Origin of the sequence: Novosphingobium oxfordense (genome assembly GCF_044029435.1) — a bacterium.
Classification (GTDB): domain Bacteria; phylum Pseudomonadota; class Alphaproteobacteria; order Sphingomonadales; family Sphingomonadaceae; genus Novosphingobium.
The window spans coordinates 86,641-101,601 of sequence record NZ_CP147006.1; the positions used below are offsets into that span (position 1 = coordinate 86,641).

The 14,961-nt window shown below is 67.1% G+C and carries 17 protein-coding genes and 1 pseudogene; 13 read left to right on the plus strand and 5 right to left on the minus strand.

Annotation, left to right across the window (positions count from 1 at the left end; translation table 11 throughout):
• The 4 genes and pseudogenes from WBP07_RS19230 to WBP07_RS19245 all read left to right on the plus strand — a co-directional run bounded on the left by WBP07_RS19230 (position 1) and on the right by WBP07_RS19245 (position 3,261).
• Positions 1-1,800, plus strand: a complete 1,800-nt coding sequence (locus WBP07_RS19230) for an integrase (RefSeq protein WP_070157523.1) — start codon at positions 1-3, stop codon at positions 1,798-1,800.
• On the plus strand, positions 1,790-2,248 hold the full coding sequence (locus WBP07_RS19235; RefSeq protein ID WP_139139368.1) for a hypothetical protein: 459 nt from the start codon (positions 1,790-1,792) through the stop codon (positions 2,246-2,248). The genes WBP07_RS19230 and WBP07_RS19235 overlap by 11 nt, the downstream gene beginning before the upstream one ends.
• 103 nt (positions 2,249-2,351) lie before the next feature.
• Positions 2,352-2,957: pseudogene (locus WBP07_RS19240) on the plus strand (hypothetical protein); the annotation flags it as partial.
• A 109-nt stretch (positions 2,958-3,066) separates the two neighbouring features.
• Positions 3,067-3,261, plus strand: a complete 195-nt coding sequence (locus WBP07_RS19245) for a hypothetical protein (RefSeq protein WP_036529763.1) — start codon at positions 3,067-3,069, stop codon at positions 3,259-3,261.
• A gap of 543 nt (positions 3,262-3,804) precedes the next feature.
• Here the strand turns inward: WBP07_RS19245 and WBP07_RS19250 are convergent.
• The 3 genes from WBP07_RS19250 to WBP07_RS19260 all read right to left on the minus strand — a co-directional run bounded on the left by WBP07_RS19250 (position 3,805) and on the right by WBP07_RS19260 (position 7,239).
• Positions 3,805-4,377, minus strand: a complete 573-nt coding sequence (locus WBP07_RS19250) for an ankyrin repeat domain-containing protein (protein WP_048938258.1) — start codon at positions 4,375-4,377, stop codon at positions 3,805-3,807.
• Positions 4,367-6,574, minus strand: coding sequence for a catalase (locus WBP07_RS19255; RefSeq protein ID WP_048938257.1), 2,208 nt, complete (start codon positions 6,572-6,574; stop codon positions 4,367-4,369). Before WBP07_RS19255 ends, WBP07_RS19250 begins: the two co-directional genes overlap by 11 nt.
• Before the next feature lie 173 nt (positions 6,575-6,747).
• Positions 6,748-7,239, minus strand: coding sequence for a Dps family protein (locus WBP07_RS19260; RefSeq protein WP_048938256.1), 492 nt, complete (start codon positions 7,237-7,239; stop codon positions 6,748-6,750).
• On the opposite strand from WBP07_RS19260, the gene WBP07_RS19265 reads away from it, so the two are divergent.
• The 6 genes from WBP07_RS19265 to WBP07_RS19290 all read left to right on the plus strand — a co-directional run bounded on the left by WBP07_RS19265 (position 7,238) and on the right by WBP07_RS19290 (position 10,368).
• The gene (locus WBP07_RS19265) at positions 7,238-7,705 is read left to right on the plus strand and encodes a hypothetical protein (RefSeq protein WP_395395916.1); all 468 of its coding nucleotides are present in this window, start codon (positions 7,238-7,240) and stop codon (positions 7,703-7,705) included. The two genes, WBP07_RS19260 and WBP07_RS19265, sit on opposite strands and share 2 nt — an antisense overlap.
• 179 nt (positions 7,706-7,884) lie before the next feature.
• Positions 7,885-8,343, plus strand: coding sequence for a DUF736 domain-containing protein (locus WBP07_RS19270; protein ID WP_048938255.1), 459 nt, complete (start codon positions 7,885-7,887; stop codon positions 8,341-8,343).
• A gap of 163 nt (positions 8,344-8,506) precedes the next feature.
• A complete protein-coding gene (locus WBP07_RS19275) occupies positions 8,507-8,941 on the plus strand; it encodes an antirestriction protein (RefSeq protein WP_048938254.1) in 435 nt (144 codons plus the stop codon).
• Between the two features lie 61 nt (positions 8,942-9,002).
• Positions 9,003-9,509: a hypothetical protein gene (locus tag WBP07_RS19280; RefSeq protein WP_048938253.1), complete on the plus strand. Its 507-nt coding sequence runs from the start codon at positions 9,003-9,005 to the stop codon at positions 9,507-9,509.
• Between the two features lie 41 nt (positions 9,510-9,550).
• On the plus strand, positions 9,551-10,054 hold the full coding sequence (locus tag WBP07_RS19285) for a hypothetical protein (RefSeq protein ID WP_048938252.1): 504 nt from the start codon (positions 9,551-9,553) through the stop codon (positions 10,052-10,054).
• The gene (locus tag WBP07_RS19290; protein WP_395395917.1) at positions 10,051-10,368 is read left to right on the plus strand and encodes a hypothetical protein; all 318 of its coding nucleotides are present in this window, start codon (positions 10,051-10,053) and stop codon (positions 10,366-10,368) included. The genes WBP07_RS19285 and WBP07_RS19290 overlap by 4 nt, the downstream gene beginning before the upstream one ends.
• Here WBP07_RS19290 and WBP07_RS19295 read toward each other — a convergent pair.
• Entirely contained in the window at positions 10,365-10,883 is a 519-nt protein-coding gene (locus WBP07_RS19295; protein ID WP_395395918.1) for a hypothetical protein, read from the minus strand. The genes WBP07_RS19290 and WBP07_RS19295 overlap by 4 nt on opposite strands.
• 95 nt (positions 10,884-10,978) lie before the next feature.
• Here WBP07_RS19295 and WBP07_RS19300 point away from each other — a divergent pair, with 95 nt between their 5' ends.
• Both WBP07_RS19300 and WBP07_RS19305 read left to right on the plus strand, forming a co-directional pair.
• Positions 10,979-11,674, plus strand: a complete 696-nt coding sequence (locus WBP07_RS19300; RefSeq protein ID WP_048938249.1) for a hypothetical protein — start codon at positions 10,979-10,981, stop codon at positions 11,672-11,674.
• 141 nt (positions 11,675-11,815) lie between these two features.
• On the plus strand, positions 11,816-12,340 hold the full coding sequence (locus WBP07_RS19305; protein ID WP_048938248.1) for a DUF736 domain-containing protein: 525 nt from the start codon (positions 11,816-11,818) through the stop codon (positions 12,338-12,340).
• 128 nt (positions 12,341-12,468) lie between these two features.
• Here WBP07_RS19305 and WBP07_RS19310 read toward each other — a convergent pair whose 3' ends face one another.
• A complete protein-coding gene (locus WBP07_RS19310) occupies positions 12,469-13,776 on the minus strand; it encodes an SLC13 family permease (protein ID WP_048938247.1) in 1,308 nt (435 codons plus the stop codon).
• A gap of 102 nt (positions 13,777-13,878) precedes the next feature.
• Here WBP07_RS19310 and WBP07_RS19315 point away from each other — a divergent pair, with 102 nt between their 5' ends.
• Entirely contained in the window at positions 13,879-14,808 is a 930-nt protein-coding gene (locus WBP07_RS19315) for a hypothetical protein (protein ID WP_395395919.1), read from the plus strand.
• Positions 14,809-14,961 lie beyond the last annotated feature (153 nt).

Sequence of the window (14,961 nt, forward strand, 5' to 3'; positions counted from 1 at the left end):
ATGGCCGCCGTCCTGAAACCCACGCGGACCATCCCGGCAGCCTTGATCGGAAGCGATGCCGCGCCAGCCCCGAAGGAGTTCAACTGGGGCTTCACCATGCCGGACGGCAGCCGGTTCAGCGACAACGAGTGGACACCGCTCCGCGAAGCGGCGGAGCTGTTCCTCCTCTCGCTGCGAAGCGATCCGCCGGAAGGCCGAACGACGCTCCGAAAAGACACGATCCGCGGTCACTTCGGCGGCATCCGCTTCCTCGTTCGGTGGATGGCTGCCGAGAACGTTCGCTGCTTCCGGAATCTCGATCAGGAAGCGATCAGTCGGTTCGTCGCGATGTTGCGGGCTCGCCCTGGCAGGAACGGTGCGTCGCTCTCGATCAGTACCGCCGAAAGCTATCTTGGCACGATCCGCACCTTCCATATGCAACGCGACAAGCTCGACGACGCGCCGCCGAACGCGCCGCCTCGCGCTGCATCGGTCGGGAGAGGACACTGGAAGCCTTATGGCGGCCATCCTCACACGCCTGACGAGATCGCCGTGCCGCTCGTCAGCGGGGCAATCGCGTTCCTAGGCGAGCCGGCGGACCAGATACTCGCGCTGCGCGACCATCTCGAAGCTCTCTATGCCCGGTTCCGTCCGCACCACGAGGGACGAATGCTACACTGGCACATCAGACGCGCCATGCTGGACGAACCCTGTCCCTGCGCCGACCGGTACGCGAACCCAAAATGGCCGCTGCGCCGCCTGGCGTTCATGCTCGACCGCCTTGGCGACGCCTGCTTCGTCGTCATCGCCTATCTCGTTGGCGCAAGAGCCTCCGAGATACTCAGGCTTGAAGAGGGCTGCCTGGAGCGTCGCCCGGCCGATGGCGGCGGAGAGGACCACGTCTATCTGGTCGGCACGATCACGAAGACGTCGCGGACGGAGCACGGCGACATCCACCGCTGGCTCGCACCTGAGCCGGTTCAACGGGCAGTCGAGATCCTCGAGCGTCTCTCCGCTCCACTTCGCGAACTCAGCGGGAAGAAGAATCTCTGGCTTCACCAGCTCGGCAGGGGACGATCACCACTTCCGACAATGATGCCCATCTCTCGACTGCGGCCGCCCATGGTCAATGTTCGCTTGAACGAGCGCCTTGCGCCGTTCCTCTCCTTGCCGGATCATCAAGGCGGCACCTGGCGCCTGACGACCTATCAAGGGCGCAAGACGTTCTCGCGGTTCATCGGTCGGCGCGATCGCACCGGCCTCACGGCGCTTCAACGCCACCTCGGCCACGTCCACCGCGCAATGACCGATCGCGCGTATGTCGGCACCGACTTCGAACTCGCCGAACTGATCGACGACCACACCGCCGAAGAAACCCGCAAGGCGCTCGAAGATCTGCTCCTGGCGCCGCACGTTGCCGGAAAGGCCGGGGTCATGCTGTCCGAGCGGTCACCGTTCCGTGGTCGCACGCGTCCCGGCGACGTCGACGTCTATATCACCGAGATCCTCGCCGAAACGGATATGCGCCTTGGCGTCTGCGACTGGGGCTACTGCCTCTATCGCCGCGAAACCTCCGCCTGCCTCGGCGGCGAGCGCGAGCCGAACCCAGAGCTTCGCACGCAAAGCACATGCTCGACATGCGCCAACTTCGCCGTGACCGATCGGCATAGGCCGGTCTGGGAAGCGCGCCTTGAGCGCAACACCACATTGCTCCGGCGCGACGATCTCGACGGCGAGAGCCGTGCCCTTGCCGAAGCCCGGATAAAGGAATCTCGCCAGATCCTGAAACAACTCGATGAGGGGAACGCCGGTGAACCCTGAATGTGACCTATCCACCCCGCAGGGGCGCCGACGGGCCAATACCGATGCCCGCCTCCGCGAAGCTCTTGGCGCCCTTGAGAACAACCCATCTGCCGCGCCAACGGTCGCGGCGCTCGCACGAGCAGCCGGGGTAGGCCGCAACATCATCTATTCGCATCATGCCTCCGTTCTTGACGCCTTACGAGAGCTCCAATCGCGGCGAGAGGGCACGGCCGAGACGGCTGCCACTGAGGCCGACCGCGCACGATCTGCTCTTCGTGAGGCCGAGGACAGGAATATCGCTCTCGCGACACATAATGCGAGCCTTCTGAAACGTGCGGTCGAGGCCGAGCAGCGGGCGGAGCGGCTCGAGCGCCGTAATGCGCAACTCGTGCAGGAACTCGATCGAATCCGCCGGCCCGCACCGATCCGCGCCAGCATCGAAGCATCCGATCCGTGTGCTGCCTGAGGACAGTCCAGCGCCAATCGGGCGTCTTGAAAGGAGAGGGGGAGCGAGAATGGCGGAAATGCAGGCTCTGCGGGGCTAATGGGGCAGATTGATCCGGACGTAATGCTCCCTCAAATGGAAGGTCGCGCCCCAGGACGCCTTCCTCAAGCAATGGCCGCCGGCCAAGGCCGCCTGGGGGGCGGGCCGGAAGGTCGTGCGCCTGATCGGCTACGATGCCTCGCCCGCCGACGCACGCCGTTACCGCCATGCCGCCGGGATCGACGACCCGCTGTTCGAGTGCCGCTATCCGCTGCGCGACTGGGGCTGGACGCGCGCACGCTGCGAGGCCCGGATTGCGCAAGCCGGCCTGCCGGTCCCGCCCAAGTCGTCCTGCTTCTTCTGCGGCGCCATCAAGCCCGACGAGGTCCGCGCCCTGCCGGCCTGGTGCCTGCGCCTCATCGTGCTCATCGAGGCGCGTGCGGCCCCCCGTCTCCATACGGTCGAGGGGCTCTGGCGGCGCTCTACCCGAACCCGTCCGGGGCGGATCACCGACTTTATCCGTGCCGAGCAGCTGCTGCCCGAGGCCGAGATCGGCGAGATCCTGCGGACCGCTCCCACCGAGCTGCTGCGCTTCCAGGACGCGGCCGCGCTCGTGCCGGTGAGCGAACGGCCGACCATGGAGCAATGGCTCGCCGACTTCACCGCGGGGCAGGCCACCAGCCGTCTCTAGGCAGCCGCGCTGCGCTGCGCCATCCCGCGACATGTGCACCGCGCGCCCACAGCATACCCACCCGTTATGCCGGCTCTGACCACAAGCTTATCCACCAAGGAGGTCAACCATGCGTCCCATCACGCCTGCCTCGCCCGAGCAGGGCCAGGCCATCGCCAACGCTGTCGAGCGCCTGCGCGAAGCGCGCACCCTCTTGCGCCAGGCCGGCGCGCGCCAGGCGGCGGCCGCCGCCGGCAAAGCGATCAGCAGCGCCGAAGGCGCGGCCCGGCATGTCGCGCACCGGATCCGGCGCACGAGCACGTGACGCCCGCGCTCTCGCGCGACGCCTTGGCGGGGTCAAGCGCCATGCGACCAATGTCTAGGGTTTTGAACGCCGTCGCCATAACCAGCCTTTCGTCATTTTGCGGTACAAGTGTGCATGGATTCGCACACAACACCCGGGCTCTGGTCGCTCGACTTTGAAGCAGGACTTGCGGTCTGCGCCCAGGGTACTCTTCGTTTCGAGCGCCGCGGCGACGCCGGTGTCACCCTCGCGTTCGTGGGCGCTGCGCCCCTTTCGCTCGAAGCCCAGTGTCTGCTGGCCGGCCACGCCGTCGCAGCCATCGAACGCGCCTATCGCCTGCGGCGTCTCCCGGGCACCGCCCGACAAGAGCAGCCGCCCTTTTCTCCGCGTCCTACTGCCCCCTGTCGCCGACCGCGCATCGCATCCCCAGATCAGCCAGCGCTTCCTTGAGCAGACCGCGTTGGGCAGACCGCGTTGGGCAGACCGCGATAAGGGCGGCCAATGACGGCGATGCAGCGCCCAATACCATCGGACATGGTCGCCCCTGCACGCTCCCACGCCCTCCTACGATGTGAGAATGGCGCTTTCTGCCCGCCAACTCCCAGGCCGAGATGCAGGACAAGCGCCGCGCAAATGCTCGCCCATGGCGGCGTTGTTCTGGTCTCGCGCAACCGACAGCGCCGAGTTGCCCGCGGCGTCGCACCGCTCGGGGTCCGCGCCCTGCGCGACCAGGAGATCGGCAATCTCTCGCCGGTCGAACAGCGCGGCGAGCATGAGGGCAGTCTGGCCGGCCTTGTTGGTCGTCTCGGCGTCTGCCCCGCGCTCGAGAAGCAGCCGGGCGACCGATGTGAAGCCCTTGAACGCCGCGCCCATCAGCGCGGTATTGCCGCGCGCGGCATCACCCGCCTCGGGATCGGCGCCGTGATCGAGCAGCAGCGCCACGGCCTCGTCATGCCCATGATAGGCCGCCAGGATGAGCGGGGTATAGCCCCGCTCATCCTTTGCCTCGACCGCGCAGCCCGCATGCAGCAGGGCCGGCAGCACGTCGGTCCGTCCCAGCTGCGCCGCATCGAACATCAGTTCGCGCAGCCGCTCGGGCGAGGGCAGGGGCGGCAGATCGCCGGGCTCATTTGGCATCCATGTCGACCTTGAGTTCGCGGGGCCAGAAGCGCAGCGCCGCGATCGTGTCGACGAAGGCCGCCGCATCCTTGGCGGCGCCAAGCTCGATACAGGCATCGTCGAGCTTCTCGAGGATGCCGGCATTGGCAAAGATCGGCTGCGCATCGAGCGTGAGGCCGATATATTTGCAATGGCCAAAGGCATCGCGCACGAAGTCCTGCGTGGCCGCGTCATCGGCAAGCAGCGCAGCGCCGTCGGCCGAGACGACGATGGCCACCGCGTCGAACAGCACCGAAGCTCCGCCGTCGATCTTCTGCTTGGCCGCAACCTTGGTGCCATCATCAAGCGTCACGCCGCCGATCTTGGGGGCGATCACGTCATAGACCGCGCCCACCTTGTCGAGCGCCTTGACGAGGCCGCCAAACAGCGCGGCATCGGCGCCGTCGCTCAGGAGAATGCCAAGCTTGCGGCCCTTGAAGCTCGGCGGTCCGTTCTTCACGATCGACAGCGCGTCCGACGGCGGCAAATCGCTCCGGGTCGGCTGCGCAGCCTGCGCGGGCGCGGGCAATTCGGGAAGGCCCAGGCCGTCCGCGACGGTGCCGGCCAGGCCGTCGTCGATGTTGATGAGGTGCGAGACGACACGGGCGCGAATGTCCGGGCGTTCGACCTTGCTGAGCTCGAAAACCAGGGCATCAGCGATATGCTTCTGCTCGATCGGCTCCTGGCTCACATAGAATTGCCGAGCCTGGCTGTAGTGATCGGCGAAGCTTTCCGGGCGGATGCGCAGCTTGGCGCCATCCGCTTCCTCGGCGAAGCTTCGGAACCCCCGGACCGGATCCTCGCGCGGTCCGCCGAGCGTCGCACCCCAGCTGTTGGGCTCATAATTGACCCGCCCCCGGGGGTTGGTCATCGCCATATGACCGTCCTGCTGGAAATGGGCGACGGGGCATTTGGGCGCGTTGATCGGGATATGCGTGAAATTGGGCGAGCCCAGGCGCTTGAGCTGTGTATCGAGGTAGGAGAAATTACGCCCCTGGAGCAGCGGGTCGTTGGTGAAGTCGATACCCGGCACGACATTCTGCGTGCAGAAAGCAACCTGTTCGGTCTCGGCGAAGAAATTGTCGACCACCCGGTCGAGCACCAGACGGCCCACGACCCGGACGGGCAGTATCTCTTCGGGAATGATCTTGGTCGCGTCGAGCACGTCGAAATCGAACTGGTCGGCGAACGCCTGGTCGAACAGCTGGACGCCGAGCTCCCATTCGGGAAAGTCACCGCCATTGATCGCTTCCCACAGATCGCGGCGATGAAAGTCCGGGTCGGCGCCGTTGATCTTGACCGCCTCGTTCCACAGCACCGACTGCAGGCCCTGCTTGGGCTTCCAGTGGAACTTGACGAAGGTCGACTTGCCCTCGGCGCTGACAAGCCGGAAGGTATGGACGCCAAAGCCCTCCATCGTGCGGAATGAACGCGGGATCGCCCGGTCCGACATGGCCCACATGATCATGTGCATGGATTCGGGGGTCAGGCTGATGAAATCCCAGAAATTGTCATGTGCGGTCTGCGCCTGCGGGAAGGCGCGGTCGGGTTCGGGCTTTGCCGCATGGACGAGGTCGGGAAACTTGATCGCATCCTGGATGAAGAAGACCGGGATGTTGTTGCCGACCAGATCCCAGTTGCCTTCCTTGGTATAGAGCTTGACCGCGAAGCCGCGCACGTCACGCGCCAGGTCGAACGAACCCTTCGAGCCCGCCACGGTCGAGAAGCGAACGAAGGCGGGCGTGCGCTCGCCCACGCGCTGGAAGATGTCCGCCCGGCTGATGTCGGCGAGGCTGTCGGTCAGCTCGAAAAAGCCGTGCGCGCCATAGCCGCGGGCATGGACCACGCGCTCGGGGATCCGCTCATGGTCGAAGTGAAAGATCTTCTCGCGAAAATGAAAATCCTCGAGCAGCGTCGGACCGCGCGCGCCTTGCTTCAGGCTGTTCTGATCGTCGGCGACCGGAACCCCTTGGCTCGTGGTGAGCGCCGGCGCGCCGTCGGCCGCGACCTGATGGGTCTCGCCGCCGTCGCCCTGTTTTTCAGCATAGCTTTCGGACAGCTGTGCGTCGGGAGGCACGGGCGAGGCCTTCTGCCGGGATTCCCCGGACACCGGCTTCCCCGGAGCGATGTCGGCCGGAACGATCACAGCGGTATCGGTCGCGGGTTTCCTGGGCATGGGAGCTCCTGTCACTGGTCATGTCGGTGAACCCGCCCACGCCGGACGCTGGGCAGGTATGACGGACAAACCCCCGGGGACAGTTTGAGTTTCCCAGGCCGAGCAAATTAGGAGCCGCCTCGTCCGACAGGGCGCACAGAGGCCGGGCACCCTGTCGGATAACGGTCAGTCGCTTAGTTCTGCAGCAGCGAGCGTAGCATCCAGGCCGTCTTTTCGTGCACGGTCAGCCGCTGGGTCAAAAGATCGGCGGTGGGCTCGTCGCTCGCCTTGTCAGCCAGGGGGAAGATCGAGCGCGCGGTGCGCGCCACCGCCTCATGGCCCGTCACCAGGATGGCGACCATGTCGAGCGCCTTGGGCGGATCGGCGGGCGCATCGTCGATCGATGCCAGTTCGCTGAACTGCGCGTAGGAGCCCGGCGCCTTGTGTCCCAGCGAACGAATGCGCTCGGCGATGAGATCGACCGAGTTCCACAGCTCGGTATATTGCACCATGAACATGTCATGGAGCGTGTTGAACATCGGGCCGGTCACGTTCCAATGGAAATTGTGGGTGGTGAGGTAGAGCGTATAGGTGTCGGCCAAGAGACGGGAGAGACCTTCGGCGATGGCCGCGCGGTCCTTCTCGTCGATGCCGATATCGATATGCCCTTCGGTGGCTTTGCCCATGGCTGTCTCCTTCTTGGGATTGAACCTGGGAAGATATGGCGGCGATGTCGCAGCGCCAACCATTCAAGCAATTTGCGAGGAGGACAAAATCATGAGCCGTCATAGGCTTGCGCCCCGCCCCGAGTGCCCAGAGGTGTTGCGCGCCGTCGTCGGTTTCGACCGCCCGCTCCAGACCCTCTTCGCGCAGGTCTTCTCGCATACCCCCGAGGCCGACGATCCCGAGGCCGAGAGCGTGCGGGACGATATTGAGGAGGGGGATGAGGATGGCGAAATCCTGCTGTGGGTCGGCACCGAACCGGGCGAACTGCTCGATCCCGAGGCCGCCATCGCGCTTGTCGCGCCCTATGCGCTTATACCGGATGATCTGGCCAGACGTCTGCGCGCAGACATGGACGCAGCCGCCGGGCAGCGCGACGGCGAGCACCAGATTGAGGTCAAGCGAATCCTGTTCGGTTCGCAGCATTAGGCTTCAAGACCGGACTGCGCGGACAAGACGGGCCAGTTTCAGGCCATCGCCCACGGGAAGGCGCGTGCGATGATGGGCGCCTGGCGGCGCCTGCTCGGCCGAACGGCCGAGGAGAGGAGGGGGTGAGGGACTGGCGTCCCGGACAAGGGGTTCGAGGACGCTTTCCAAGGAGAAGTCCCATGAACATCGGTTCCATCGCCAAGAACGCCGCCGGCCACCTCGTCGGCCGTGTCTCCACCCTGACCGTCGAGCTCACCATCGCGCTCCGCCCGGTCCACTCGGCCAATCCCAACGCACCCAAGTTCGAGGTGATGGCGCTGTCGGCTGCGCGCGCCTGGGTCCGCGTCGGCGCGCTGTTCGAGCTCGCCTCGCGCGAGAGCGGCCTCATCTTCTACAACGGCAAGATCGAGGACCCGAGCTTCGCCCAGCCGCTCTATGTCTCGCTGTTCCAGCAGCAGGACGGCTCCTACAATGTGGTCTGGTCGCGCCCCTCGCGCCGCCGGGAACTTCCCGCCGAAATGGCGATGCCCGCCGATGATGGCCTGCCGCCGCTGCCGGGCAACGACGCCTCCCAGGCCGGACAGAGCGAACCCGACGTGCTGGGCGCCAGCTCGGCCCCGCCTGCCTTCGCGGACTGATCGCCATCGCCTCTGCCCCCGACAGGGTTCGCCTCGCACGCCTGCGAAGCGGGCCCTGTCGTCCTGCCGCCGCTCGCGCGGCGCTGTGAGGGGAGGGGGAGCGGTGATGATGGTCCTGCCGCAAAAAGGAGCGTCCGGGCCGGTCCCTTTGTCGGAGTTCCCCATGACAGACACTCTCCCCGCTATCGCCGATGCCCCCTGCAACGCCGCAACCCTCGTACCCGACGCGCGGCGCGGCGCATTTCTCCCTGCACTTTTTGGCCGCCGTCATTTCTTCCAGGGCGAGACGCTGGTCTATTCCTTCCTGCAGTGGCTCTCGGCCGATTATGGCGGCGGCTATTGGCAGTTCATGGAACGGGCGGGGCACCCGCTCTATCTCGTCCCCGCCGGACGACCGGCCTATCGCATCTGCTGCAACAGCAACGGCTATGAGGGCACCGTCTCCGCCGACGCTGCGGGCATCATCGCCACGCTCTTCGCCTTTTCGCACCTCTCCTTCGAGGTCGAAGACGATCATCTCGCCGAGGCCTACCACCGCCTGCGCGACTATGCCGGCGACCATCCCGAGGCCGCGAAAATCTTCGGCGCGATCGACTAGATCCGCTCCCAGCGCGGGTCTGCCGTCAGACGCCAGGCCCCCCAATCCCCCGGAGGATTTCATGTTCAGCATCTTTGATATCGGCGCGGCGCCGGCGAATGAAGACTGCGCCCAGATCGGCCACACGCCCGACTTCGATGCGTGCAACCGCCTCGAAGTGGAGAGCTATCGCGCCGCCATCCAGGCCCGCTTCGGTCCTCCGCCCGAGGGCTGTGCGCTCGTCGCTATCGGCAACGCCCATGATTTCGGGCGCTACCTGACCCTCGGTCTCAAGGTCTGGCGCTTCGCGCAGGACCGGGCCGAGGTCGCCGCCTATGTCGAGGCCGCCGAAAACGGCCTGACGACCTGGATCGAAGCGGGCTTCACCGCGCCGATCCGCTATGCGCAGGGCGGCGACGTGCTGGAGCGGCGCGCCGGGCTCGAGGAGATCGTCATCGGCGCGCTCATGACGACCCGGCCGACCAGCGGAGGGCAATTTCCGATCCCGGACTTCGCGCATCTCCATGCCAATATCGCAGCCGCCTATCCCGCTTGCGCGGCCCAAGCCCTCGCGGCCCTCTGCGCATGATCTCGCGCGAGGCCGACCACCTTCTTTTCAGGAGCTCACCCATGGCAAACCGCGTTTCCGCGTCGATCACGCTCGGCGGCACCCTCTCACCCTACGCCTATGAGGCGCTCACAGCGCTCATCACCGCCGAGGCCTTGTCGACCGAATGGGACGGCGAGCCGTTCGAGGCCGACCACCATATTCCTGGCACTGCTCTCAGCCTCTTCGCCCACGAAGTCGCCAACGGCCGGTTCGAGGCCCTCGAAGCCTGGTGCGCCGAGCACGGCATCGCCTTTGCGCGCTGGTCGGGCGCCTATCCTTCGCAATGGGGCGCAGAGCGCGTGGTGTTCACGGGCGCAGGCGAACCCATCTCCTACCCGGTCGACGAAGACGATTATGTCGTGATCGGCCGCGCGGCGCTCGAACGCCTGGCAAGCTTCGACGCCGTGCTCGCCTATTTCGATGCGGCCGACTTCGTTGTGCCGCCGCTCGTCGTGGGGGATGCCGCTCCTTTCCCCCAAGAGCCCTTGGCCCGGCCGGGCTTTGATGAGACAGTATCATCATGACAACGATTCCCACCGACCGCAGCAGCGCGCTGGCCGCGCTCGACCGGCTCGTTCCCCTCGCCCTGTCCGATACCGGGCAGGCGCGGCGGGTCGCCCGCTTTCTCATGGCCTGGTGGAACGGACCCGAGCTGGGCGACTTCCCGGTCGCCGACCTGTTCGCGCTGGACACGGCCGTGGCGCGCGACATCGCGGCGATCGTGGGCTTTGTCGCCCAGCATCCGGGCGCCCTCTATATCGATGCGCTCGGCTATGGCGACGAGATGCAGGCGATCATCGCGCGCTGGCACGCGCCCCAGGCCGCGAACGCGGCCTAACCCGCCTCGGGCCAGGGCCCAAACATCAGAACCACCAGCGCCGCGATATCGCTGACGGGCGCAAAGCGCGCGAGTGGCACCTCGCGCAGCGCCGGCCGGTCCGCCTTATGGCCGAGCGCATTGCCCTTGGCATGGCGGGTGACCTTCTCCCCTAACGGCGGCAGGCCTTGGCCGGGCGGTCCGCCGAACCAGCGATAGGCCTCGACCGCGAGGCTGCGCGCATCATGCCGGATCAGCACGGCGCAGCCATTGGGCTTGGCGCCCAACCGGGTCTGAATGTCGAAGCTGCGCCGTCTGGCCTGTCCATGCATCGCCTTGAGCTGGACATGCCGCATTATGCCGCGCGCCTCGATGATGAGGTCATAGCCGCTATTGTCGACCTCGCTGTGCGAGACCGAAAAATCGAACTCGCCGCGGCGCCATAGCTCGCCGCCGACATCGGCGAGAAATCGATGCTGGAGGATCGTCTCGCGCGTCGCGGAATAGGTCGAGAGCGCGGCTATCCACGCCTGCATAGGATCTTCCTCCCATTTTGTTCAGCCGGGCGACGAGCCCGGCACTGCGCGTGCGGCCAGCGGGCCTGCACTTTTCTCACCATAAGGAGACGATCATGGCGAACAACTATCTCAAGGCGAGCTTCCTCATCGAAGTCACGCCCGTCGAGGCTGCGCTCATCGACTGCGCCTTTGCAGCGAGCGATCTGCTGGGCGATCTCGGGGACGAGCCGGCGGCGCGCCTTGCGGCCTATTCGGGCCTGGGCTCGGCCTTTGCCGCGGCTTTCCCCCCGGGCGGCGACGATCCGTTCGAGACGTTCCCGGCTCTGTTTGTCGATCCCACCTATCCGACGTTCGACTGCGATCTGTCCCGATGCGAGCCCCGCAGCGAGGGCCGTGTCCACCTGCACTTTGCCGGGGAGCAGTTCGCCATCGACGCCGTCGGACACCTTCTCTTCGCCGCCGCCAAATCCGCCCTGCCGTTCGGTTTCGAATTCTCGCTCGATTGCGATCGCCTCGTGCCCGGCCAATTTGGCGGTGGCTATGTTGCGATTACCGAGCAGGGCGTCAGCTTCGGCCATAGCAGCGCGCTCCTGGACCGGGCGATCGGGCGCGCGATCGAGGAAGGCGCGGACGGCTATGTGCTGGTCACGCGTCATGCGACCCATGGGCTCAGCTTCTGGAACCGCGAGGCCGGGTTCGGGCGGCTCGCCGATGCAAGCATCTTCTCGGAGGCCGAGGCGTCACGCCTGGACATCCCAATCACCGACGACCAGCCCGAATGGCTGGCCATGCCCGCGCCGCTCATCTGATCGGGCCATCGCCCGCCAAAGGGGCTGGCGATGATGGGCGCCTGGCGGCGCCTGCTCGGCCCAGCGGCCGAGGAGAGGAGGGGGAGAGAGGACTGGCGTCCCGGACAAGGGGTTCGAGGACGCTTTCCAAGGAGAAGTCCCATGAACATCGGTTCCATCGCCAAGAACGCCGCCGGCCACCTCGTCGGCCGTGTCTCCACCCTGACCGTCGAGCTCACCATCGCGCTCCGCCCGGTCCACTCGGCCAATCCCAATGCGCCCAAGTTCGAAGTGATGGCGCTGTCGGCTGCGCGCGCCTGGGTCCGCGTCGGCGCGCTGTTCGAGCTCGCCTCGCGCGAGAGCGGCCTCATCTTCTACAACGGCAAGATCGAGGATCCGAGCTTCGCCCAGCCGCTCTACGTCTCGCTGTTCCAGCAGCAGGACGGCTCCTACAATGTCGTCTGGTCGCGCCCCTCGCGCCGCCGCGAACTCCCCGCCGAAATGGCGATGCCCGCCGACGACGGCCTGCCGCCGCTGCCGGGCGACGACGCCGCCCAGGCCGGACACAGCGAGCCCGAGGGGCTGGGCGCCTCGACCGCCGGTGACGATTTTGGCGGCGATGACGCGCAGGCACCCGCCCAGGGCCGCCGCGGCCGCCGTCAGCGCGCGGTCGAAACCGCCGACTGACCGCAACCATCCTCTTCCCTTTCCGCGCCGCGCCTCCGGCGCGGAAAGCCCCTGGCAGGATCCGCCGCGCTCCCCCGCGCAGCGGGTCCTGTCTTTGTTTCGGCTGGAAAGAGCCGATCCAGTCCGGCTCAGAACGGAAAAAAGGCCTGGATCGCGAGGATCGCCACGGTCGCGGTCAGGAGGTTGAGCGGCAGGCCGACCCGGACGAAGTCCGTATAGCGATAGCCCGCCATCTGGTAGACGATGACATTGGTCTGGTAGCCGAAGGGGGTCGCGAAGGCGGCGCTCGCGGCCATCATGACCCCGACCAGAAAGGGCCGTGGGCTGACGCCGAGACTGTCGGCCAGCGCCACGGCGACAGGCGTCACGAGCACCGCCACGGTCGCGTTGGACAGAAGCTCGGTCAGCACCATCGTGGCGAAGTAGAGGACGATCAGCGCGACGAGCGGGCTCAGCCCGTGGACGCTGGAAATCAGGAACTCCGAGGCCTCGCCCGCCAGCCCGCTCGATTCCATAGCGATGCCAATCACCACCATGCCCGCTATGAGGATCAGGATTTCCGGACGCAGTCCGCCATAGGCCTCGTCGGCGCTGATCACGCGCAGCAGGATCAGAAGGACCGCGCCGCTGAGCGCCGTCGCCGCGATCGGTGCGACCCCGAACGCCGCCAGCGCGATCGCGCCGGCAAAGATGGCAAAGGCCATCGCGGCCTTGAGCGGTTGGAAGGGGCGCTTTTGCGCGAACAGCGTCGCGTCGCCGACCTGGGCATTGCCGATATGGATGGGTTCGAGCGGTCCGGGCTCGCGGTCCCGCTCGTCGCTCTCATGCGCCCGCAGCAGCCGACCGCTGACGAAATAGAGATAGAGCCCGCCGGCCAGGGCGATCGGCAGGCCCACGGGCGTGATCTCGAAAATGCCGAAGCGCGCCTGTCCGGCAATGCTCGCCATGTCGTCGACGAGAAGGTTCGTCGAAGTGCCCACCAGCGTGCAGCAGCCGGTGAGGACGGTGATGTACGAGAGCGGCATCAGATAGCGCTTGGGCGACTGTCCCAGGGTGCGAGCGATATCGCGGATCACCGGCGCGCCCAGCACCACGATCGGAGTCGAATTGAGAAAACAGGAGAGGCCGCCGATCATCGAGAGGAGCAGCCACACCCCCTTGGCGCCCAGGCGCCGGCAGAGACCGACGCCGAGTTCGATCGCGCGATCGAGCAGGCCTGAGAGCTCCAGCGCATAGGCAATGACGAATAGCGAGGCGAGGGCGATGATGGCGGGACTGGCGAAAGCGCCCTGCACGTCCACCGGCCGCACGACCCCGGTCATGAGGAGGATCGCCGCGCCCGCAAGCGCCACGACGTCGGCACGCAGCCGGTCCCAGATCATCACGCCGACCACGCCGACCAGCACGAGCAAGGTGAGAATTTGATCGATCGTCATCGCGTCCCTGCCTCGAACCCAGGTCCGCCCCTGTCAACGTCCGGCCAAAAGAAACAGGCCGGGCGGGGTGGAGCCGGCCTTGCAATTTGGTATCACCCGGACATGCGCGAGCCCAATCTCAGGATCAGCCGTCTTGCCATTGCCGGCGGCCTCGTGGCCGCGCTCGCGCTGGCGGGCGGGGGATTCCTGCTCGGGCGCGGCACGTCGCCCAGGCCAGACAGCGCGCCGCCGCCCGCGATCCAGTCCGCGCCGCCGTCGCCGGCGGCTCAGCCTGAACCGCCGCATATTCTGGGCCGCGCGGACCTCCTCGCGCTCGCCGCCAAGGCGGCCGATGCCGCCGCATCGGGGCAGGTGCTGCCGACCGGCCTGCAGGGCAAGCGGTTCGAGCTCGTTCTCCCCTTCGGCTGCGCCGGGCCTGCCGCTGCCGACAGCGCCGCGCCCTTGCGCTGGCGCTATGATGCCGCGCAGCAGACCCTGCGCGTTCATGTCGCGCCCGCCCGCTGGTCGCTGGCCGACTGGGGGCTTGCTCCGGATAAGGGCGGGGACGGGACGAGCGGCGAAGGGGATACGGGCGTCGACGCCAGGGCGGGGGAAGCGGCCGGGCAGGCCCGGCTTGAGGGCTTCTGGATCGAGCGGCCCTGGTCTAGCGCCGAGACCTGTCCGCCCGTTCCTCCCGGACCGGCTGCAAGCGAGGGTGCATCTGCGCCCCTGCTCCCGCCTGAGCAGACGCTGGCCTTTGCGCAATGGCGCAGCGAGGCAGGACGGACCGATACAGCGCGGGCCGGGCGGGCCTATGCCCTGGTCAAGCGCTTGGCGCCGGACGCAGCGCCCGGGCCGAAGGGGCTCCGTATCCGGCTCATCGGCCGGGTCGCCCGCCTTCCGGATGGCGGCAGCCTGCGCTGCACCCAGGCCGCCGGGCCGGACCAGCGCCCGGTCTGCCTCCTTGCCATCGCGCTCGACGAGGTGCGCATCGAGAACCCCGCCGATGGGGCGGTGCTCGGCACCTGGTCGGAGGCCATCGTCCAGCCCTGACGGCGCGCGCGCGCTGATGCGGTGCTCTCGCTCAAGCCGATAGCCCGGGCGGGCGAGGGCCGCCTGCTTCGCGCAAGATCGCCGGGCCGCCCGGACCGCATGGTATCCCAGGGGAACCCGTCGGCGCGCCATTGGTCGCTCGCCCTGCGCCCG